Here is a 21,746-nt window from a genome sequence, read left to right as displayed (position 1 = left end):
CGAGGCTGAAGTAATGGGTCTGGAAGAAATTCTTGTTATTGCCATGTTCGCCAGCTTCATGGGGCTGCTGCTGCTCGGCTTCCCCGTGGCCTGGTCGCTGGCCGGCATCGGCCTGGTGTTCGCCATCACCGGCCATGTGCTGATCGAATATTTCGACGCCGATCTCTGGTTCACCTGGGGCGGCACCATCGGCGTGCTGGATGCGCGCATCTACGGCATCGTCGCCAACGAGCTGATGGTGGCGCTGCCGCTGTTCATCTTCATGGGCATCATGCTCGATCGCTCCGGCATCGCCGAGCGCCTGATGCACAGCCTGGTACGGGTACTGGGGCCGCTGCGCGGCGGCTACGCCATCACCGTGGTCATCGTCGGCGTGCTGCTGGCCGCCTCCACCGGCATCGTCGGCGCCTCGGTGGTGCTGCTCGGCATGCTGTCGCTGGGGCCGATGCTGCAGGCCAACTACAACAAGTCGCTGGCGGTCGGCACCGCCTGTTCCGTGGGCACCCTGGGCATCCTGGTGCCGCCGAGCATCATGCTGGTGCTGATGGCCGATCGCCTGGGCACGCCCGAGGCCTCGGTCGGCAAGCTGTTCATGGGCGCACTGATTCCCGGGATGATGCTCGGCGCGTTGTACATCCTGTATATCGTGATCGCCGCCTGGCTGAAGAAGGACTTCGCCCCGGCACCGAAGGACCGCCAGCCGCTGGACATGCGCGCCCTGCTCGATGTGTTCTGGGCAGTGGTGCCGCCACTGGGGCTGATTCTGGCCGTGCTCGGCTCGATCTTCTTTGGCATCGCCACCACCACCGAGGCCTCGGCCGTGGGCGCCGCCGGCGCGCTGCTGATGGCCCTGGTCAGCCGCCGCCTGGACCTGGCCGTGCTCAAGGAGGCGCTGTACCAGACCAGCCGCACCACCGCCTTCATCTTCGGCATCTTCATCGGTGCCACGGTGTTCGCCGCGGTGCTGCGCGGCCTGGGCGGCGACGATGTGGTGCGCGCGGCACTGACCGGGCTGCCGTTCGGCCAGACCGGGGTGTTGCTGACGGTGCTGTTCATCACCTTCCTGCTGGGCTTCTTCCTCGACTGGGTGGAGATCACCCTGATCATCCTGCCGCTGGTGGCGCCGGTGCTGTTCGCCATGGGCGTGGACCCACTGTGGTTCGCCATCATGTTCGCCATGTGCCTGCAGACCTCGTTCCTCACCCCGCCGGTGGGCTTTGCCCTGTTCTACATCAAGGGCGTGTGCCCGCCGGGCATCACCACCCGCGACATCTACCTGGGCGTCATGCCCTACATCGCCCTGCAGCTGCTCGCCCTGGCCCTGGTGTTCTGGTTCCAGCCGCTGGCCACCTGGCTGCCCAACGAGGTCTATGGCGGTCCGTAACCCCCCTGCCATGCCGGCCGGGCGCATCGCCAGCGCCCCGGCCGGCGACTGCCGAGCCGGGCTGCCGGCAGGCTGGCACGCCTTGCCTCGGCGGCGCGCCGGCTCCCATAATCGGCCCCATCATTCTCTGGACACCCTGCTGCCATGGCCATTTCCCGCGGCGACCTCGACCAACACGGGCTGAAAGTCGGCGTATCCCCGGAGCGCTTTCGCGCGGTGGCCATGCCCCTGCTGTTCGACCACCTCAACGCCCAGAGCGAAGGCACCATCGCGGTCAACCGCCAGGCCCGGATCGTCTGGATCAACGACAAGTACGCCGAGAAGATCGGCATCAGCGACCCGCGCAGCGTGCTCGGCCAGGATATCGAGCAGGTGCTGCCGGCCAGCCGCCTGCGCGAAGTGGTAGAGAGCGGCCAGCCGAGCGTGCTCGACCTGATGGCCTTCGGCGAAGAGCACTTCGTGGTCACCCGCATCCCCCTGCGCGACGAGGATGGCACCCTGGTCGGCGCCCTCGGCTTCGTGCTGTTCGACCGGGCGCGCCACCTCAAGCCCTTGATGGCCAAGTACGGCAGCCTGCAGAACCAGCTGCTGGCGACCCAGAACGAGCTGGCCAAGGCGCGCCGCGCCCGCTACACCATCGCCGGCTTCATCGGCAGCAGCGCCGCCGCCAGCGAGATCAAGCGCCAGGCCCGACGGGCCGCGCAACTGGACGCCACGGTGCTGCTGCGCGGCGAGACCGGCACCGGCAAGGAGCTGCTGGCCCAGGGCATCCACAACCTGTCGCCGCGCGCCAACGGCCCCTTCGTCGCGGTCAACGTCGCGGCCATTCCCGAGTCCCTGGTCGAGGCCGAACTGTTCGGCACCGCCCCCGGCGCCTTCACCGGCGCCGACCGCAAGGCGCGCATCGGCAAGTTCGAGGCCGCCAACGGCGGCACCCTGTTCCTCGACGAGATCGGCGACCTGCCCCTGCCCCTGCAGGCCAAGCTGCTGCGCGTGCTGCAGGAGCAGGAGGTCGAACCGCTCGGCGCCAACCAGGTCAAGCCGCTCAACGTGCGGGTGATCGCCGCCACCCATATCGACCTGGAAGCCATGGTCGCCGCCGGCCAGTTCCGCGACGACCTCTACTACCGCCTCAACGTGCTGAGCCTGCACGTCCCGCCGCTGCGCGAGCGCCGCGAAGACATTCCGGCGCTGGTCGAATACCTGCTCGACGACATCGCCAACCGCTCCGCCCAGCCGCCCATGGAACTGAGCCCCCAGGCCCTGGCCCTGCTCGCCGGGCAGCCATGGCGGGGCAACGTGCGCGAGTTGCGCAACCTGCTGGAGCGGGCGCAATTGGCAGCCGACACCGCCCTGCTGGAGGCTGCGCAGATTGGCCCGCTACTGGGCAGCCCGACGGCCGCGCCCGCCCTCCCGCCCACACCCCCAGCGCCGACTCCAGCCAGCAGCCCGGCGCCGGACCTGGCACCCGCTACAGACGCCCCCGTGCAACCACTGGCGCAGAGCCTCGCCCGCGCCGAGCGCGACGCCCTGCTGAGGGCCCTGGAGGCCTGCGCCGGCAATCGCCGGCGCGCCGCCGTCGAGCTGGGCATCTCCCGCGCCAGCCTGTACAGCAAGCTGCAGCAGCACGGCCTGTCCCAGCGCTGAATCCCCGCCGCGGCGTCCAGCGCCCTGGACAGCTCGCCGCCGCGCGTGCCACAGGCCTGCACATGTCCAGTATTCCAGACGGCAGGCTCCTCCCACGCTCCCGTGGCAGTGCCTGCTGCTCGGCCCGCCCGTGCCGCGGCATCCGGCGCTGCGCCGGGCCTGGAGCCCTCCTCGCCGTCCCCGACGATAAATACTCGCCCATCCGCTGTTCTGGCACGGCTTTCGCTCTACCACCCGCAGGCCTGCTTCGCCGCGCTCCAGGCGCGCCGGGCAGGGACCAGAACAACAACAAGAGGATGGCTGGCCGCTTCGGCGATCACCGAAGGTCACCGGGCCCTTCCGGCAGCCCCACCTCGCACACGAGTACCTGCCATGAGCAAGATCATGACCGCCGCCGCCGCCGTGGCACGCATCGGCGACAACGCCAACCTGGCCACCGGCGGCTTCGTCGGCATCGGCTTCGCCGAGGCCATCGCCATCGCCCTGGAGCAGCGTTTTCAGGCCGAGCAGGCGCCCCGCGACCTGACCCTGGTGTATGCCGCCGGACAGGGCGACGGCAAGGGCCGCGGCCTCAACCACCTGGCCCACGAGGGCCTGGTAAGGCGGGTGATCGGCGGCCACTGGGGCCTGGTGCCAGGCCTGCAGAAGCTGGCGGTGGACAACCGCATCGAGGCCTACAACCTGCCCCAGGGGGTGATCTCCCAGCTGTTCCGGGATATCGCCGCGGGCAAGCCGGGGCAGCTGTCGAGGATTGGCCTCGGCACCTTCGTCGATCCCGAATTCGGCGGCGGCAAGCTCAACGCCCGCACCACCGCCGAGCTGGTGCGACGCCTGCCGATCGACGGCGAGGACTACCTGTTCTACCCGACCTTTCCGATCCACGTCGGGGTGATCCGCGCCACCAGCAGCGACCCGGACGGCAACCTGTCGTTCGAGCGCGAGGCGCTGACCATCGAGAGCCTGGCCATCGCCATGGCCGCCCGCAACTCCGGCGGTCTGGTGATCGCCCAGGTCGAGCGCATCGTCGAGCGCGGCTCGCTCCGGGCCCGCGAGGTGAAGGTCCCGGGCATCCTGGTGGACTGCGTGGTGGTCGCCGCGCCGGAGCACCATCAGCAGACCTTCGCCACCGCCTACAACCCGGCCTTCGCCGCCGAGACCCGGGTGCCGATGGACAGCCTGGCGCCGATGCCGCTGGAGGTGCGCAAGCTGATCGCCCGCCGCGCCGCCCTGGAGCTGCGCGCCGGCGCCGTGGTCAACCTCGGCATCGGCATGCCGGAAGGGGTCGCCGCGGTGGCCGCCGAGGAAGGGGTGATCGACCGGCTGACCCTCACCGCCGAACCCGGGGTGATCGGCGGGGTGCCCGCCTCGGGCCTGGACTTCGGCGCGGCCAGCAACCACAGCGCACTGATCGACCAGCCCTACCAGTTCGACTTCTACGACGGCGGCGGCCTCGACCTGGCCTTCCTCGGCCTGGCCCAGGCGGATGCCGCGGGCAACCTCAACGTGTCGCGCTTCGGCTCGCGGCTGTCGGGTGCCGGCGGCTTCATCAACATCAGCCAGAACGCCAAGCAGGTGGTGTTCGTCGGCACCTTCAGCGCCGGCCAGCAGGATATCCGCATCGAGAACGGCGAGCTGCGCATCGTCCGCGACGGCGAGCTGCGCAAGTTCGTCGCCGAGGTGGAGCACCGCACCTTCGCCGGACGCCTGGCGGCCGAGCGGGGCCAGCCGGTGCTGTACGTCACCGAGCGCTGCGTGTTCGCCCTGACCCTCGAGGGCCTGGAGCTGATCGAGATCGCCCCCGGCGTGGACCTTGAGCGCGACATCCTGGCGCGCATGGATTTCCGCCCCATCGTCCGCCAGCCCCGGCTGATGGACGCGCGACTGTTTCAGCCCGCGGCAATGGGCCTGGCGCAGGCCCTCACCCCTTGAGCGAAAACGCGGGCCCACCCTTGGGCTCGCGCTTTTTTCATGGCAGAAGGCTTGCTGGCCAAGCGCTGGCAATGACAAGCGATCTCCACCCTATGGACCGACGTCTGCCCTACAGGCGTCTGGCCGCATACAAACAGATCATCTCCATCGCCAGGGTCGCCCCCGCCAGGGCGGTGACTTCGGCGTTGTCGTAGGGCGGCGCCACCTCGACCACATCCATGCCGACCAGGTTGATGCCACGCAGACCCCGCAGGATCTCCAGGGCCTGGTGGCTGGACAGGCCGCCGCACACCGGGGTGCCGGTGCCGGGAGCGAAGGCCGGGTCCAGACAATCGATGTCGAAGGTCAGGTACACCGGGTGGTCGCCGACCCGCGCGCGGATGCGCTCGGCGATCTGCTCCGGGGTCTGCCGGTGCACCTCGCGGGCGTCCAGCACCTGGAAGCCCATGACATCGTCGTTGGTCGTGCGCAGGCCCACCTGCACCGAGCGCGCCGGGTCCACCAGGCCCTCGCGGGCGGCGTGATAGAACATGGTGCCGTGGTCGATGCGCTGGCCCTCTGCGTCCGGCCAGGTGTCGCTGTGGGCATCGAAGTGGATCAGCGACAACGGCCCGTGCTTTCTGGCGTGGGCCTTGAGCAGCGGGTAGCTGATGAAGTGGTCGCCGCCCAGGGTCAGCATGGCACAGCCGGCCTCGAGGATGGTCTCGGCGTGGCGCTCGATGGCCGCCGGCACGGCCTCGGGACGGCCGTGGTCGAAGTAGCAGTCGCCGTAGTCGATGCAGGCCAGCACATCGAATGGATCGAATTCCCAGGGAAAATGCCGGGCCCAGGCCGACTGGATCGAGGCCGCGCGAATCGCCCGCGGGCCGAAGCGGCTGCCCGGCCGGTTGGTGGTGGCGGTGTCGAAGGGCACGCCGCTGATGACCAGGTCGACCCCGCTCAGATCCCGCGAATAGCGCCGGCGCATAAAACTGGTGATGCCGGCGTAGGTCGGCTCGGCCGCGGTGCCGTAGAGGCTGTCGCGGGTGATGGCCTGGTCATTGTCGATACTCTGATCCATGGTGCGGCTCCTCAGTATTGGCTACGGAATGCGGTCCACAGGCGCGTGCGCAGGCGCTGCTGGCGCAGTGGCAGAAGCTGCTCGGCAAACAACCGGGCGCGCACCTCGGCCGGGGGATAGATGTTCGGGTCGCCGCTCACCGCCTCATCGAGCAGGGACGTGGCGGCGGCATTGGCGTTGGCGAAATACAGCGCGTTGGTCAGCTCGGCGATGGCCTCCGGCTGCAGCATGAAGTCGATGAAGGCGCGGGCGGCCTGGGGATGCGGCGCGTCCACCGGAATCGCCATGGTGTCGAACCAGATCAGCGTGCCCTCCCGGGGAATACGGAACAGCACCTCGAACGGCTGCCCGGCCTCGGCGGCCCGTGCCGCGGCCATGCCAGCGTCGCCGGTGTAGGTCAGCGCCAGGCAGACTTCGCCCTTGGCCAGGTCGTCGATATGCCGCCCGCTGCCGACGTAGCGCAAGTTGGGCTGCAACTCGGCGAGCAGCGCCCTGACCGCCTCCAGGTCGGCGGCGGCGTTGCCGTAGGGGTCCTTGCCCAGGTAGTTGAGGGCGATGGCGATCACCTCCTGGGGCGAGTCCAGCACCGCCACGCCGCAGTCCTTCAGGCGACTGGCGTACTCGGGCTTGAACAGCAGATCCAGACTGTCCAGCACCACACCGGGCAGGCGCCGCTCGACCGCCTGGCGGTTGATGCCCAGCCCCACGGTGCCCCAGGTGTAGGGCACGCCATAGCGGTTGCCGGGGTCGAGCTGCGCCAGCTTGGCCAGCATTTCCGCGTCGAGGTTGCCGGCGTTGCGCAGCGCGCCGATCGGCTGCAACGCCTGGGCCTTGATCGCCCGCGCCAGCCCGCTGCCCGGCGGAAAGACCAGGTCGTAGCCGCTGCCGCCGGTCAGCAGCTTGCTGTCGAGTACCTCGGTGCTGTCGAAGGTGTCGTATTTGACCCGGATGCCGCTCTCGCGCTGAAAGCGCTCGAGCGCCTCGGGCGCCACGTAGTCGGCCCAGTTGTAGATATTCAGCACCTGTTCCTCGGCCTGCAGCGGCAGGGCACAGGCCAGGAGCAGCACGCTCGCAGCAAGACGCATGACGATCACCTCGTTCGGATTGGCTCGGTAGGCGCATCCTGCGCTGGCGCTTGCTTCCGATAAATACGAAGTGATCTACTCTGGGATTGCTGCCTATCAATGTTTGGAGCCGCCATGCTCAGCCAGGTACGCGACCTCGATCTGCAGCTGCTGCGCCTGTTCGTCTGCGTGGTGGAGAACGGCGGCTTCAGTGCCGCCCAGGGCGAACTGGGGATCGGTCAGTCGACCATCAGCACGCAGATGGCCAAGCTGGAAACTCGCCTGGGCTTTCGCCTGTGCGAACGGGGCAAGGCCGGCTTTCGCCTGACGCCCAAGGGCGAACAGGTGCTGGCGGCCACCCGCAAGCTGTTCGCCGCCATCGACACCTTCAAGGGCGAGGCCCAGGGCATGGCCGACAAGCTGCTCGGTTCCCTCAGCATCGGCCTGTCCGAGTCCCTGGACGACGACGTGCTGGCGCGGGTCGGCGTCGCCATTGGCGCCTTCCGCCAGCGCAACCAGGACGTGCACATCGATCTGCTCAGCGCCATGCCAGCCGAGCTGGAGCGGCGCCTGCTGCAGGATCAGCTGCACCTGGCCATCGGCTATTTTTCCGGGGTCCAGACCGCTCTGAACTACCAGCTGCTGTTCGAGGAGCAGCAGGCGCTGTTCTGCGGCCGCGACCATCCGCTGTTCGGCCGCACCGAACTCGACGGCGAACTGCTGCAGCAGCAGGACGGCGTGCATCATCCCTATCGCTTCATTGGCGCCGACGAGCCCTGGCAAGCCGTCGCCAGCAGCGCGCGCAGCGAACAGGTCGAAGGCACCCTGGCCTTCATCCTGTCCGGCGCCCATATCGGCTATCTGCCCCGGCATATCGCCGCCCCCTGGAAGGCCCGGGGCCTTTTGCGGGCACTGCTGCCGGAGGTCTACGGCTTCACCGTGCAGTTCCACTTGGCCAGCCACCGAGGACGCCAGCCGAGCGAAGCCCAGCAGGCGTTCGTGACAGACCTGCTGGCCGCCTTCGCCTGAGTCGTAGCTGCACGCCAACCCTGGCATCTGCCGCCAGCGACCGATTCAGCCGCCGATTCGGCACATCTGCCTCTTCCGCAGATTAAACCGACCGGTCTAAATATAGCCCCATGACTACCCAGACCCGCACCACCCGCGACAGACTGGTCGCCGCCATGGCCGACACCTTGCAGCGCAAGGGCCTGCATGGCGCCGGTCTGAATGAACTCCTGGCCCAGGCGCAGGCGCCCAAGGGCAGCCTCTATCACCACTTCCCCGGCGGCAAGACCGAGCTGGCGGTGGCGGCCATCGAGCACATCGGTCGGCGTATCGACGGCTTCTTCGCCCAGCTGTTCCGCGAGCACCCGGATCCCCTGCAAGCCATGCAGCGCTGGCTGGACAACACCCTGCAGCAGCTGGAGGGCAGCCGCTTCGAGCGCGGCTGCCCGCTGGCCACCGTGGCCCTGGAAAGCGGCCCGGAAGACGTCGAGATCCGCGCCGCCCTGGCCGACTGCTTCGCTCGCCTGCGCCAGGCCCTGACCGCGCAGCTGCAGGGCGTCGGCTTCGCCGGCGACAGCGCCGAAGGCTTCGCCGACCTGTTCGTCTCGCTCTACGAAGGCGGCCTGCTGCAGGCCAGAGTGGCCGGCAACTGCCAGCCGTTGCAACGCGCCAGCCAGGCGCTTTTCCAGCTGATCCGGCACTACCCACGGGAGGCCCAGAATGACCAGTGAAGCCCCGATCATCCGTCGCCAAGAGCTGCCGCTCAGCGCCCTCGACGGCTACCCCTTGCGCGCCACCCTGTACCACGCGCCGGCCCCCCGCGCGCGCCTGCTGATCGGCGGCGCCACGGGCGTGCCCCAGGGTTTCTACCGGCGCTTCGCCGAGCATGCCGCGCGGCGCGGCTACACCACCCTGAGCCTCGACTACCGCGGCATCGGCCAGTCCAAGCCCGCCCAGTTGCGCGGCTTCACCATGAACTACCTGGACTGGGCCAACTACGACCTGGCTGCCGCCCTCGACCGGCTGCACGGCGACGACCTGCCTACCTTCATGGTCGGCCATTCCTTCGGCGGCCATGCCTTCGCCCTGCTGCCAGGGCACGAGCGGGTCGCCGGTTTCTACACCTACGGCACCGGCGCCGGCTGGCACGGCTGGATGCCGCCGCTGGAGCGGCTGCGCGTGCAACTGATGTGGAACCTGATCGGCCCGCTGATCGTGCGCAGCAAGGGCTACCTGGCCTGGAGCAAGCTGGGCATGGGCGAGGACCTGCCGCTGGGCGTGTACCGCCAGTGGAAGCGCTGGTGCCACTACCCGCGCTACTTCTTCGACGACCCGGAACAACGCCACCTGGCCGCCTGCTTCGCCAGCGTGCGCACGCCGATCGTCGCCGCCAACGCCCTGGACGACCTGTGGGCGCCGCCCGCTTCGCGCGATGCCTTCATGGCCGCCTACAGCGCGGCGCCCTACCAGGCCCGCACCATCGACTCCCAGGCCGAGGGCCTGGGCGCCATCGGCCACATGGGCTACTTCCGCAGCAGCGCCACCGCGCTGTGGGACGAGGCCCTCGATTGGTTCGAGCAACTTCAAACCACCCGTCGCGCCGCCTGAGCGCTTAGGAGATATCGATGAACCCACAACAGATGACCGGGCTCGAGATCATGCAGGCCTTCGCGGCCGGCCACATCCCCATGCCCAATATCGCCAAGACCATGCCCATGGCCGTGGAGTCGGTGGAGGCCAACCGTGTGGTGTTCGCGGTCACCGCCGACGAACGCCACACCAACCCCCTGGGCGGCGTGCACGGCGGATTCGCCGCCACCGTACTGGACTCGGTGACCGGCTGCGCCACCCATACCGCCCTGGAGGCCGGCGTGGGCTATGGCACCATCGAGCTGAACGTGAAGATGAGCAAGGCCATCCCGTTCAATCGCACGCTGCGCGCCGAAGGCAAGGTGATCAACGTCAGCTCGCGGCTGGTCATCTCCGAAGGCAGCATCCGCGACGACGAGGGCACGCTCTACGCCTATGGCACCGCCACCTGCATGATTCTGCGCTGAGAGCCGGGCTCGGGCGGCCTCGGCGCGGGGCCAGCCTGGGCACCCCCAGGGCCACTGCACTATAGTTTCCTGCTCAGCCCTTTCTGGATGCCTGTCCGGGAGTCCGCATGAGCAAGGTCCACCAAGTCGCCGTGCTGGTCGGCAGCCTGCGCAAGGCCTCGATCAACCGCAAACTGGCCCTGGCGCTGGCCAGGCTGGCGCCGGCATCGCTGAAGCTGGAGATCGTCGAGATCGGCGAACTGCCGCTGTACAACGAAGACATCGACGGCGAGCGGCCGCCCCAGGCCTACACCGCCTTCCGCAACCACCTCAAGCAGGCCGAGGCCCTGCTGTTCGTCACCCCTGAATACAACCGCTCCATACCCGCGCCGATGAAGAACGCCATCGACGTCGCCTCGCGCCCGCACGGCCAGTGCGCATTCAGCGGCAAACCCGGCGCCGTGCTCAGCGCGTCGCCCGGCAAGGTCGGCGGCTTCGGCGCCAACCAGCACCTGCGCCAGTCGATGGTGTCGCTCGACGTGCCCCTGATGCAGGTACCGGAAGCCTATCTCGGCGGCGCTGGCGGCTTCTTCGACGAAGATGACAGGCTCGACGGCGACGTCGAGGCGTTCCTGCAAAAGTTCATCCGGGCCTATGCCGACTGGGTGGACCTGCACCTGAAGGGGTGAACGCCAGCCCCTGCTGTCGGCCCTCGCGGCCGAGGAGCCTTGCCCCATGACATCAGCTGCACAGGATGACGACTACTGGCGGGCGCCTGGCGCGGACAAGCGCCAGGTCAAGGAACTCCGTGCGGCCCTTGAGCAGCGGGCCCGCAGCGGCCAACCGATGACCGGCTTTCAGCTCAAGGGCGCCGGCCTGGCCGGCATCGACCTGGTCAACCACGGCAGCCATCACGGCTTCATCCTGCGCGAGGCCGACCTGTACCGCGCCGACCTGCAGAACGCCCACCTGTTCGCCCTCGACCTGCGCGGCAGTTCGCTGATGAAGGCCGACCTGCGCCACGCCAACCTGCACTGCGCCGACCTGCGCGACTGCAACCTGCTGGGCATACGCCTGGATGGCGCGCGCCTGGACAACGTCATCTGGGACCGGCAATTGCTGCAGGAGCGCAAGGGGCGCGAGCTGTACCACCGCGGCAACGTGGCAGCCGCCCTGGAGCTGTTTCAGGAAGCCGAGGAAACCTACCGCAACCTGCGCCTGCACCTGGAGCGGGCCGGGTTGTTCGAGCAGGCCGGGATGTTCTTCCACCGCGAGATGGTGGTGCGGCGCCTGCAGATGCCCCGCTATTCGTGGCAACGCCTGTTGTCCTGGCTGGTCGACCTGTTCAGCGGCTACGGCGAGAAACCGCTCAACGTGGTGCTGTTCTCCCTCGGGCTGATCGGACTCTGCGGGCTGCTGTACTTCCTGGTGGGGGTCAACCAGGGCGACCACCGGCTGGGTCTTGACCTCGACCAGGGCCTGCTGGACAACCTCGGCGACCTGCTCGACTGCCTCTATTTCAGCGTGGTCACCTTCACCACCCTGGGCTACGGCGACATCAGCCCCCATGGCCTGGCGCGGCCACTCGCCGCGTTCGAAGCCTTCGTCGGCAGCTTCACCATGGCCCTGTTCGTGGTGGTGTTCGTGAAGAAGATGACCCGCTAGCCTGCGGTGCAGCCCAGGTCGCACCGGCTCGCCCACTTGAGAGTGGTTTTGCGAATGCCGAAAAAAGAAAACCCCGCCTAAGCGGGGCCTTTGCAGACTGAGACCTGACATCCGTGATCCGCACACCGTCCTGGTGGCACTCCTGCGTGTCCCTGTAAGTTGATCTGCGCTTCCTGCGCGACGTCCATGGCTTGCAGACTACTCGCGCCCGAACCGCTGCAGTAGTGGCTATCTGCAGCACGCGGCGTAAGCCAAGGCTTACAGGCGGCCCTCGGGCGCCGAGGCTTGAGCAGGCAAGCCCCTCGAACCCGCCTGGCGCCCATCCCTACTTCGCACGATCGCCCAATGAGGTGTAGCCGGGCCACTGGCGCAGCAGGGTGTCGACGAACTTCTCCGCCGCGGGCGACAGCGAGGAGCCGTGGCGCCTGACCAGGCCGAGGGTTCGGCTGATGACCGGGTCCACCAGCGGCAGCTGGACCAGGATCGGGTGATCCTCGGCGGGCATGGCCAGGCTGGGCAGCGCCGCGACGCCCAGGCCGGCCTCGACCATGCCCAGGGAAGTCGACAGGTGCTGCACCTCGTAGAACCAGCTGGGGCGCCAGTCCAGGTTGGCCAGGCCGTGATCCAGCAGCACGCGGTTGCCGCTCAGGCGTCCGACGCCGATCAGGCGGTAGTCGCTGAGCTCGCGCCAGGCCACCTGCGGCTGATTGGCCAGGGGGTGGTCACGGCGGCAGGCCAGCACGAAGGGCTCGTTCACCAGGGGGGTGAAGTCGATCTCGGCGCTCTGGCCGCTGAGCATGTTGATGCCGAAGTCCGCCTCGCCGCGCAGCACGGCCTCCAGGCCCTCGTGGGCACTGAGGTCGAGAATGCGGATGCGGATCTTCGGGTACTGGCGGTTGAACTCGCGGATCACCGTCGGCAGGAAGTAGAACGCCGCGGTGGGGATGCAGGCGAGCGTGACCTGCCCCGACTGCCGCTCGGCCAGCTCCTGGATGCCCAGGATCGAGCGCTCGAAATCATCCAGCAGGCGCTGCGCCTTGGGCAGGAAGTCACGCCCCACCGCGGTCAGGCTGACCCGCCTGGTGGTGCGGTCGAGCAGCTGGGTGCCCAGCCCCTCCTCCAGCTTCTGCATGCGCCGGGTCAGTGCCGGCTGGGACAGGTGAATGGCATTGGCCGCCTCGTGAAAACTGCCCAGCTCGGCGATCTTCACAAAGGCGCGCAGGTCCTGCAGCTCGTAATTCATGCACCACCTTTATTAATTAGCGCCGTTTATTGCCTGATACTTATCGCGTGATCGAAGCCAGACCCTGAATCTGCTGGGTCGTCACGATTCACCCGGAACACAGGCAACATTAATGCGCATATCGCAATAAACGCAACGATCTATGCAATATACAAATCACAATCCGCCGATCAATATTTGTCTCACGCAACAAAAGACAGCTTTATTGCAGCGGAGACATCATGCAAGCCATTCCTTGCGTTCTTATGCGCGGCGGCACCTCCCGGGGCCCCGTGTTTCTCGCCAACCACCTGCCGAGCGATACCGCACAACGCGATGAGCTGCTGCTGAAGATCATGGGCTCGGGCCACGAGCTGGAGATCGACGGTATCGGCGGTGGCAGTGCCCAGACCAGCAAGGTGGCGATCGTCAGCACCTCCAGTCACCCGCAAGCGGATGTCGACTACCTGTTCGTCCAGGTGATGGTCAACGAGCGCCGCGTCGACACGGCGCCGAACTGCGGCAACATGCTCTGCGCCATCGGTCCGTTCGCCATCGAGCATGGCCTGGTCAACGCCGCCGCGCCGGTCACCCGGGTGCGCATCCGCAACGTCAACACCAACACCCTGATCGACTCGGAAGTGCTCACGCCCAACGGCCGCGTGCGCTACGACGGTGACACCTGCATCGATGGTGTGCCCGGCAGCGCGGCGCCGATCAAGCTGACCTTTCTCGATGCCGCCGGGGCCAAGACCGGCCGACTGCTGCCCACCGGCCAGGTACGCGACTGCTTCGACGGGGTCGAGGTGACCTGCATCGACATGGCCATGCCGATGGTGATGATGCACGCCGACGCGCTGGGCAAGACCGGCTACGAAAGCCCCGCCGAACTGGATGGCGACCGCGAGCTGCTGGCGCGCCTGGAGAGCATCCGCCTGCAGGCCGGCCGCGCCATGGGCCTGGGCGACGTGTCGAAGATGGTCATTCCCAAGCCGGTGTTGCTGTCTCCGCCGCGCCAGGGCGGGGCCCTCAACACCCGCTACTTCATGCCGCACAACTGCCACCGCTCCCTGGCCGCCACCGGCGCCATCGGCCTGGCCAGCGCCTGCGCGCTGCCGGGCAGCATCGCCCACGACCTGGCACCGGTCAGCGGCGCCGGTCTGGTCAGGCTGGAGCATGCCGGCGGGCAGATCGAGGTCTCCCTGGAGCCGGCCGCAGGCGAGGCGCCGCACGCCATGCGCGCCTCGCTAATCCGCACCGCTCGGCGCCTGTTCACCGGCGACGTCTACGTACCCAGCACGCGCCGCTGAGCGCGAGTCAGGGGCCGGGCGCTGCCTGCCGCCTGCCCTGGCGACCCAGAATCGACCCCGCCCCCGGCAGGGTCACTACCCGCAACGGAGAACATCGATGTGTTTCCATAAGAATAAGATCACCCTCGGACTGAGTGCAGTGCTGACTGCCAGCCTGACCCTGCCCCTCAGCGCCATGGCCCTGGACACCACCGGCCATTCCCTGGAGCTGAAGGCGCGCGGCGTGCATTTCGATCGCGACTTCGAGACCGACAGCAACGACCGCACCCAGTCGGCCCTGGGCCTGCAGCTCAACTACGAATCGCCCTATTTCGCCGATATCGTCGGTGTCGGCGTCTCCGGTTACAGCGTCAACAAGCTCGACAACAGCGGCAAGAATACCTCCGACGTGCTTTCGGTCGACAATAACGGCGAGCTGCATGACTCCTTCGGCCAGATCGCCCAGGCGTTCGTCAAGCTCAAGTACCAGGACCTGGCCAGCGCCAAGCTCGGCCGCCAGCTGCACAAGACCCTGCTGCTCTCCAGCTCGGGCAGCCGCGCCGTGCCGAACACCTTCTCGGGCGCCAGCTTCCAGCTCATGCCGCTCAAGGGCCTGAGCGTCTACGGAGCACGCTATGACGAATGGTCGTCGCGCTCGGACAGCGCCTTCGAGGCGTTCAAGACCGACGGATCCGTCGATGGCGCCATCGATTACCTGGACACCCTGGGTGCCAGCTATGTTGCCGGCCCCTTCAGCCTCAACCTCGAGCACCTGCGGGCCCGGGACTTCCTGAAGAAGACCGGCCTGGTCGCCGCCTACGACTTCAAGCTGGCCGAGCAGTCCAGCCTCAAGCTGACCGCGGGCCTCCACACCTCCAGCGATGACGGCAAGCTCTTCGTCACCGGCGCCGAAAGCGCCGAGCTGGACGACGAGGACCTGGCAGGGGCGATAAATGGCGTGAGCTCCAGCGAAAACGACGGCCAGGGCGTCTATCTGGCCGCCAACTGGAAGATCGGCAACGTCGAGCTCGGCGCGGCAGCGGCCAAGTTCGACGGTGCCTGGATCGAGGACAACTTCGCCGGCGACCACGGCAGCAACCCCTTCCCCACCGGCGGGGTGCTGGCCGACTTCAGCAACAACGACGAAAAGGTCTGGATGCTGTCGGCCGGCTACGACTGGAAAGACCATGTCGCCGGCCTCAAGACCCTCGTCAGCTACAAGGATGGCAGCGACGCCAGGAACAGCGCCAACGCGGCCCTCGGCGAAGCGGACGAGAACGAATGGGCCTTCGACCTGACCTACCAGGTCGCGGCGATCAAGGGCCTGGCCGTGCGCTACACCTACCTCGATTACCACTCGGACAAGACCGGCCGCCTGGATGGCGTGAAGGAAGACGATACCGACCACCGCTTCTACGTGGACTACAGCTATCGCTTCTTCTGATTCGAGACCGGCGGCAAACAGGTCCCCGGCCGGGTGCTGACGAAAGACCCTTGACTCCCGGCCAAATCCTGTCGTGCTGGTAACACGGCACGCAACTCCTGCATACAAATCCAAGAACAGGACTAACCAGATGAAAACTGCAACCCTCAGCAAACTCCTGCCCCTCGCCTGCGCCGTGCTGCTGAGCAGCTTCCAGGCCCAGGCCAACGAGCCTTCGCGTCCCGAGTGCATTGCCCCGAGCAAGCCCGGCGGCGGCTTCGACATGACCTGCAAGCTGGCCCAGGCCGGCCTCAAGGACCATGGCCTGCTCGAGTCGCCCATGCGTGTCACCTACATGCCCGGCGGCATCGGCGCGGTGGCCTACAACTCCATCGCCGCCAATCGTCGCGACGAGTCAGGCACCCTGATCGCCTTCTCCGGCGCCTCGCTGCTCAACCTGGCGCTGGGCAAGTACGGCCGCTACGACGAGAACGCCGTGCAGTGGCTGACCACCATCGGCACCGACTACGGCACCCTGGCGGTGCGCGAGGACTCGCCCTTCAAGACCCTCGACGATGTGGTCCAGGCGCTGAAAAAAGATCCCAAGAGCGTCACCGTCGGTGGCGGCGGCAGCATCGGCGGCCAGGGCTGGGCGAAGATCGCCCTGCTGGCCAAGGCCGCCGGCGTCGATCCCCGTGAACTGCGCTACGCCGCCTTCGAAGGTGGCGCCGAGCACTACATGGCGCTGATGGGCAAGCATGTCGACCTGGTGACCGGCAGCGCCAGCGAGATCCGCGCGCAGAAGGCCAACAAGATTCGCGCCCTGGTGGTCTACAGCGAGGAGCGCCTGCCCGGCGAACTGAGCGCCATCCCCACTGCCAAGGAGCAGGGCTACGACATCCAGTGGCCGCTGATCCGCGGCTACTACATGGGCCCGGACGTGAAGCAGGAAGACTTCGACTGGTGGAAGGCGGCATTCGCCAAGCTGCAGGAGTCCCCGGAATTCCAGCAGTACCTGCAGGACCGCGACGTGATTCCGCTGGCCGTCAGCGGCCCGGCCCTGAACGAGCTGGTCAAGGTGCAGCTGGATAACTACCGCAAGCTGGGTCAAGAGTTCGGCCTGGTCGGCGAGTAATTCCGTGAAGGCTGAGCCACCCCGGCGGGTGGCTCAGCCAGGAGAGTTGATATGCACGATCGTCTGTTCGCAGGCTGCAACCTGCTGATCTGCGCCGTCCTGGCCCTTCTGGCCTGGGGCTATCACGCCCCTTTCGCCTATGAGCCGGTCGGCCCCAGAGCCTACCCCCTGCTGTTGCTGGTGCTGCTGGGTCTGGGCGCGCTGTACCAGCTGCTCAAGCCGGCCCAGCCCTCCCAGGAGAGCGCAGAACCGCCACTGGATCGGCACGTCATCGGCAAGATCGCCCTGTGCATCGCCGCCATGCTGGTCTACGCGGCCCTGTTCGAGGTGCTCGGCTTCATCCTCGGCAGCGTGCTGTTCGCGGCCGCCATGGCCTACCTGTATGGCGCGACCTGGTTGCAGAGCGGCCTGGGCGGCGTGTTGATCGCCGTAGGGCTCTATCTGCTGTTCGACTATGGCCTCGACGTGCCTCTGCCCCTCGGCATGCTCGCGAAACTGGGGAGCTGACCCATGGACACCCTTCACTACCTCGGCCTCGGCTTCGGCGTCGCCCTGTCCCCCTACAACCTGTTGACCGCCCTGTGCGGCACCCTGATCGGCACCGTGGTCGGCCTGCTGCCGGGCCTGGGCCCGGTCAATGGCGTGGCCCTGCTGATCCCGATCGCCTTCGCCCTCGGCCTGCCGCCGGAAACCGCGCTGATCCTGCTGGCGGCGGTGTACCTGGGCTGCGAGTACGGCGGGCGGATCTCCTCGATCCTGCTGAACATCCCCGGCGAAGCCTCGGCGGTGATGACCACCCTCGACGGCTACCCCCTGGCGCAGCAGGGCAAGGCCGGCATCGCCCTGTCGCTGTCGGCCTGGAGCTCCTTCATCGGCGGCACCATCGCCACCATCGGCGTGGTCCTGTTCGCCCCGCTGCTGGCCAAGTGGGCGGTGGCCTTCGGCCCGGCGGAGTACTTCGTACTGATGGTCTTCGCGGTGACCTGCCTGGCCGGCATGGCCGACAACAAGCCGCTGAAGACCGCCATCGCCGCGCTGATCGGCCTGGCCCTGTCGTGCGTCGGCATCGATGCCAACAGCGGCGTGTACCGCTTCACCTTCGGCAGCCTGGGCCTGGCCGACGGCATCCAGTTCATCGTCCTGGTGCTCGGCCTGTTCAGCGTCAGCGAGATCCTGGTGCTGCTGGAACGCACCCACCATGGCCATCAGGCCGTCTCGGCCACCGGGCGCATGCTGTTCAACCTCAAGGAAGGCGCCTCGGTGCTGGCCACCAACTTGCGCAGTGGCGTGGTCGGCTTCGTCCTCGGCGTGCTGCCCGGCGCCGGCGCGACCCTGGCCAGCGCCGTGGCCTATATGTCCGAGAAGCGCCTGGCGACCCGCGACAACCAGTTCGGCAAAGGCGACCTGCGCGGCCTGGCAGCGCCGGAAACCGCCAACAGCGGCGCGGCCTGCGGCTCCATGGTGCCGATGCTGACCCTCGGCGTGCCCGGCTCCGGCACCACCGCCGTGATGCTTGGCGCCCTGACCCTGTACAACATCACCCCCGGGCCGATGCTGTTCCAGAACCAGCCCGACGTGGTCTGGGGGCTGATCGCCTCGCTGTTCGTGGCCAACGTCATGCTGCTGATCATGAACGTGCCCATGGTGCGCCTGTTCACCCGCATCCTCGCGGTGCCGACCTGGGCGCTGGTGCCGGCCATCGCCATCATCACCTCGATCGGCGTGTACGCGGTGCACTCCACCACCTTCGACCTGTTCCTGATGATCGGCATCGGCGTGTGCGGCTACATCCTGCGCAAGCTCGACTACTCGCTGTCGGCAGTCCTGCTGGGCTTCATCCTTGGCGGGGTCATGGAAGACAACCTGCGCCGTGCCTTGTCGCTGTCCAACGGCGAGCTGAGCATCCTCTGGAACAGCCCCATCACCCTGGCGGTATGGGCGCTGGTGGCGCTGATGGTCGCCCTGCCGGTACTGCGCGCCTGGCGGAGTCGCAAACGCGTGGCATTGCAGACTGCCAGCTGACCCCCGCCCCATTCAGAAGGAGTTCAAGGGCGAGTTCCTCGCCCTTGAAGCACAGCCCATGCATATCGCCATTCCCGACGACTACCAGCAGGTGGTCCGCTCGCTCGACTGCTTCTCCCTGCTCGACGGCCATCGGGTCAGCCTGTTCCACGACGCGCAACGGGATGTGGACGAGCTGGCCCGACGTTTCGCCGAGGCCGACGCCCTGGTGCTGACCCGCGAACGGACCCGCATCGATGCCGAGCTGCTGGACCGCCTGCCGCGGCTCAGGTTGATCAGCCAGACCGGCAGGGTCGGCGCCCATCTCGACCTCGACGCCTGCACGGCCCGAGGCATCGCCGTGATGGAGGGCCGCGGCTCGCCCATCGCCCCGGCGGAGCTGACCTGGGCGCTGATCCTCAACGCCCGGCGCCAGCTGCTGGCGGCTATCCAGGGCCTGTACGCCGGCCACTGGCAGACCAATCTCGGCGAGCGCCTGTATGGCCAGACCCTGGGCATCTGGGGCTACGGGCGCATCGGCCAGCGTCTGGCGCGCTACGCCCAGGCCTTCGAGATGAACGTGCTGGTCTGGGGCAGCGAGACCTCGCGGGCAGCGGCCATGGGCGACGGCCATCGCGCCGCCCCATCCAGGCAGGCGTTCTTCGCCGCGGCCGACGTGTTGAGCCTGCACCTGCGCCTGAGCGACAGCACCCGCCATTGCGTGACCCGCGATGACCTGCTGCTGATGAAACCCGGCGCCCTGTTGGTCAACACCAGCCGCGCCGAGCTGCTCGCCCCCGGCGCCCTGCTCGAGGCGTTGAGCGCCGGCCGCCCCGGGTATGCGGCACTGGACGTGCTGGACGACGAGCCGCTACTGGACGATGCGCACCCGCTGCTCAACCACCCGCGGGTGCTGTGCACGCCGCATCTGGGCTACGTCGAGAAGCACAGCTATGAGCTGTATTTCGGCGATGCCTTCGCCAATGTGCAGGCGTACTTTCGCGGCCAGCCTTGCCAGCTGGCCAACCCCAGGGTGCGGCCACGGTGCCCGCCCGAACGGCCGAGCACAGCCGGCCTATAGGGCGGGCAAGGCGACAGCTGATCACTCAGCGAAGACATCAATCAACTGCGGCCTGGGCCTGAAAGTCATCCCAGCCGGGAGAGCCTCAGCGTGCACCTTTCACTGAAGAAGAAGATCCTGCTGCTTACCTTGGTTCCGCTACTGCTATTCGCCGCCGTCTTGAGCGGCACTGCCAGCCGGGTGCTGATCGGCCTGGCGGAATCCGAAGTGACCGAGGCGCGGGAGCGTCTGCTGGAGGAAAGCCGCTCCCGCCTCATTGACTACGCCAGCATCGCCCAGAGCATGCTCGCGCCCCTCTACCAGGAGACCGCAGAGGGCGATATGCGGAGTCGGGCGCAGGCCGTGCGCCTGCTGTCCGCGATCAAGTACGGCAAGGACGGTTATTTCTTCGGCTACGACAGCGATGTGGTGCGCATCTTTCGCGGCGACAGCAGCGAAGGCGTAGGCACCAACATGCGCGATCGCAAGGACAAGAACGGGGTCTACCTCAACCGCGACATGGTCGCTGCGGCCAAGGACGGCACGCATTTCATCCACTACACCGGCGCAGTGGTCGGCACCGATCAGGTCGTCCCCAAGCTGGCCTACGGCTTCTACCTGCCCAAGTGGGACCTCGTGGTGCTCACCGCGGTCAATCTCGATGGCATAGACGCCCAGGTGGCGCAGATACGCCAGCGAATTGAGGCGCGCACCGAAGGCATCGTCGGCATCATCGTGGCGGTCGCGCTGGCTGCGATCCTGGTGCTGGGCGCCCTCGCTCCGTTCATGGTCAAAGCCAGCCTACGGCCACTGGGTAGAATCAGCGCCAGCCTCGACGAAATCGCCTCCGGCGAAGGGGACCTCACCCAGCGTCTGCCAGTCACCAGCCGGGATGAGATCGGCCAGTTGGCCGGCTCGTTCAATCGCTTCCTCGACAGCATTCATGGGCTGGTACGGCAGATCACCGATATCACGGCAGAGCTGACCACCCGGGGCGCCCAGGTAACGACCCAGGCTCGGCGCGCCGAGCAAGCGATGCAGCAACAGCGGCAGGAAACCGATCAGGTCGCCACCGCGATCAATGAGATGTCGACGTCGGCACTGGAGGTTTCGGCCAGCGCCCAGCGCGCGGCCAATGCGGCCCAGGAGGCCGACAGGCAAGGCAGGGACGCCAGGCATGTGGTCGATGCCAGCATCGAGCACATTCACGGCCTGGTGACCGACATCCAGACCAGCAGCGGGTCGCTGGACAGCTTGCAGGAGGACGTATCATCCATCTCCAATGTGCTGGATGTGATTCGCTCGATCGCCGAACAGACCAATCTGCTGGCGCTCAACGCCGCGATCGAGGCCGCCCGCGCCGGCGATGCCGGCCGCGGCTTTGCGGTCGTCGCCGACGAAGTCCGGGCGTTGGCGGGCAGGACCCAGCAGAGCACCCAGGAAATCCAGGCCATGATCGACCGACTGCAGGGCGGTACCCGAAACGCCGTCGCGGCGATGGGTCAGTCCAGCGAAGCCGGCAGTCGTGCCAGCGAGCATGCCAACCAGGCCGAACGCGCCCTGGTCACCATCGCCGACCTGATTGCCACCATCAATGCGATGAACGCCCAGATTGCCTGCGCAGCCGAAGAGCAGACCTCGGTCGCCGAACAGATCAATCGCAGCGTTCAACAGATCGCCCAGTCCGTCGATCAAGTCGCCGACGAAACGCTGCGCAGCACCCAGACGATTGAAGCCTTGAACGCCCTGGGCGGGCGCCTCGGAACCTTGGTGCACAGGTTCAAGGTCTGAGCCTCACTGGTTGGTCAGACGCACGGTGCCCG

The 21,746-nt window shown here is 67.5% G+C and carries 19 protein-coding genes and 1 pseudogene; 17 read left to right on the top strand and 3 right to left on the bottom strand.

Translation table 11 applies throughout. The features are described 5' to 3' along the window. Positions 1-13 precede the first annotated feature (13 nt). The 3 genes from KDW96_RS14465 (at position 14) to KDW96_RS14455 (ending at position 4,960) form a co-directional block, all read left to right on the top strand. Positions 14-1,384 (top strand): TRAP transporter large permease, encoded by a 1,371-nt coding sequence (locus KDW96_RS14465; RefSeq protein WP_255836485.1) that lies wholly within the window; start codon positions 14-16, stop codon positions 1,382-1,384. A gap of 144 nt (positions 1,385-1,528) precedes the next feature. Next, the gene (locus KDW96_RS14460) at positions 1,529-3,031 is read left to right on the top strand and encodes a sigma-54 interaction domain-containing protein (RefSeq protein WP_255836956.1); all 1,503 of its coding nucleotides are present in this window, start codon (positions 1,529-1,531) and stop codon (positions 3,029-3,031) included. 372 nt (positions 3,032-3,403) lie between these two features. Beyond that, positions 3,404-4,960, top strand: a complete 1,557-nt coding sequence (locus KDW96_RS14455; protein ID WP_255836955.1) for an acyl CoA:acetate/3-ketoacid CoA transferase — start codon at positions 3,404-3,406, stop codon at positions 4,958-4,960. Between the two features lie 109 nt (positions 4,961-5,069). Here KDW96_RS14455 and speB read toward each other — a convergent pair whose 3' ends face one another. Together speB and KDW96_RS14445 are read right to left on the bottom strand one after the other, a co-directional pair. Next, entirely contained in the window at positions 5,070-6,020 is a 951-nt protein-coding gene (gene speB, locus KDW96_RS14450) for an agmatinase (RefSeq protein WP_255836954.1), read from the bottom strand. A gap of 11 nt (positions 6,021-6,031) precedes the next feature. Then, positions 6,032-7,105: a polyamine ABC transporter substrate-binding protein gene (locus KDW96_RS14445; protein ID WP_255836953.1), complete on the bottom strand. Its 1,074-nt coding sequence runs from the start codon at positions 7,103-7,105 to the stop codon at positions 6,032-6,034. 114 nt (positions 7,106-7,219) lie between these two features. Here KDW96_RS14445 and KDW96_RS14440 point away from each other — a divergent pair, with 114 nt between their 5' ends. The 6 genes from KDW96_RS14440 (at position 7,220) to KDW96_RS14415 (ending at position 11,793) form a co-directional block, all read left to right on the top strand. After that, positions 7,220-8,113, top strand: a complete 894-nt coding sequence (locus KDW96_RS14440; protein ID WP_255836952.1) for a LysR family transcriptional regulator — start codon at positions 7,220-7,222, stop codon at positions 8,111-8,113. Positions 8,114-8,223: 110 nt separating this feature from the next. Next, positions 8,224-8,823: a TetR/AcrR family transcriptional regulator gene (locus tag KDW96_RS14435; protein ID WP_255836951.1), complete on the top strand. Its 600-nt coding sequence runs from the start codon at positions 8,224-8,226 to the stop codon at positions 8,821-8,823. Beyond that, positions 8,813-9,700: an alpha/beta hydrolase family protein gene (locus KDW96_RS14430; RefSeq protein ID WP_255836950.1), complete on the top strand. Its 888-nt coding sequence runs from the start codon at positions 8,813-8,815 to the stop codon at positions 9,698-9,700. Before KDW96_RS14435 ends, KDW96_RS14430 begins: the two co-directional genes overlap by 11 nt. A gap of 17 nt (positions 9,701-9,717) precedes the next feature. Continuing rightward, positions 9,718-10,149, top strand: coding sequence for a PaaI family thioesterase (locus KDW96_RS14425; protein WP_255836949.1), 432 nt, complete (start codon positions 9,718-9,720; stop codon positions 10,147-10,149). Positions 10,150-10,256: 107 nt separating this feature from the next. Continuing rightward, positions 10,257-10,817, top strand: a complete 561-nt coding sequence (locus tag KDW96_RS14420; RefSeq protein WP_255836948.1) for an NADPH-dependent FMN reductase — start codon at positions 10,257-10,259, stop codon at positions 10,815-10,817. Positions 10,818-10,863: 46 nt separating this feature from the next. Beyond that, a complete protein-coding gene (locus KDW96_RS14415; protein WP_370295089.1) occupies positions 10,864-11,793 on the top strand; it encodes an ion channel in 930 nt (309 codons plus the stop codon). A gap of 325 nt (positions 11,794-12,118) precedes the next feature. On the opposite strand, the gene KDW96_RS14410 is transcribed toward KDW96_RS14415, so the two are convergent. Continuing rightward, positions 12,119-13,036, bottom strand: coding sequence for a LysR family transcriptional regulator (locus tag KDW96_RS14410; RefSeq protein ID WP_255836947.1), 918 nt, complete (start codon positions 13,034-13,036; stop codon positions 12,119-12,121). A 221-nt stretch (positions 13,037-13,257) separates the two neighbouring features. Between KDW96_RS14410 and KDW96_RS14405 the strand changes: the two genes are divergently transcribed. From KDW96_RS14405 to KDW96_RS22280, 8 genes and pseudogenes are all read left to right on the top strand, one after another. Then, positions 13,258-14,325, top strand: coding sequence for a 4-oxalomesaconate tautomerase (locus KDW96_RS14405; protein ID WP_255836946.1), 1,068 nt, complete (start codon positions 13,258-13,260; stop codon positions 14,323-14,325). A gap of 97 nt (positions 14,326-14,422) precedes the next feature. After that, positions 14,423-15,748, top strand: coding sequence for an OprD family outer membrane porin (locus tag KDW96_RS14400; RefSeq protein ID WP_255836945.1), 1,326 nt, complete (start codon positions 14,423-14,425; stop codon positions 15,746-15,748). Positions 15,749-15,878: 130 nt separating this feature from the next. After that, the gene (locus KDW96_RS14395) at positions 15,879-16,862 is read left to right on the top strand and encodes a Bug family tripartite tricarboxylate transporter substrate binding protein (protein ID WP_255836944.1); all 984 of its coding nucleotides are present in this window, start codon (positions 15,879-15,881) and stop codon (positions 16,860-16,862) included. A gap of 51 nt (positions 16,863-16,913) precedes the next feature. Further along, entirely contained in the window at positions 16,914-17,369 is a 456-nt protein-coding gene (locus KDW96_RS14390; protein WP_255836943.1) for a tripartite tricarboxylate transporter TctB family protein, read from the top strand. Between the two features lie 3 nt (positions 17,370-17,372). Beyond that, on the top strand, positions 17,373-18,884 hold the full coding sequence (locus KDW96_RS14385) for a tripartite tricarboxylate transporter permease (RefSeq protein WP_255836942.1): 1,512 nt from the start codon (positions 17,373-17,375) through the stop codon (positions 18,882-18,884). A 58-nt stretch (positions 18,885-18,942) separates the two neighbouring features. Beyond that, positions 18,943-19,944 carry a D-2-hydroxyacid dehydrogenase family protein gene (locus KDW96_RS14380; RefSeq protein ID WP_255836941.1) on the top strand — a complete coding sequence of 334 codons (1,002 nt, stop codon included), beginning with the start codon at positions 18,943-18,945 and terminating at the stop codon, positions 19,942-19,944. 282 nt (positions 19,945-20,226) lie between these two features. Continuing rightward, positions 20,227-20,808, top strand: a pseudogene (locus tag KDW96_RS22285) (cache domain-containing protein); the annotation flags it as partial. Between the two features lie 150 nt (positions 20,809-20,958). Continuing rightward, positions 20,959-21,714, top strand: a complete 756-nt coding sequence (locus KDW96_RS22280) for a methyl-accepting chemotaxis protein (RefSeq protein ID WP_370295457.1) — start codon at positions 20,959-20,961, stop codon at positions 21,712-21,714. Positions 21,715-21,746: the final 32 nt, after the last annotated feature.

Source organism: Pseudomonas benzenivorans, assembly GCF_024397895.1.
Classification (GTDB): domain Bacteria; phylum Pseudomonadota; class Gammaproteobacteria; order Pseudomonadales; family Pseudomonadaceae; genus Aquipseudomonas; species Aquipseudomonas benzenivorans_A.
The sequence above is the reverse complement of the archived record's forward strand: the minus strand, read 5'-3'. Positions and strand labels throughout refer to the sequence as shown.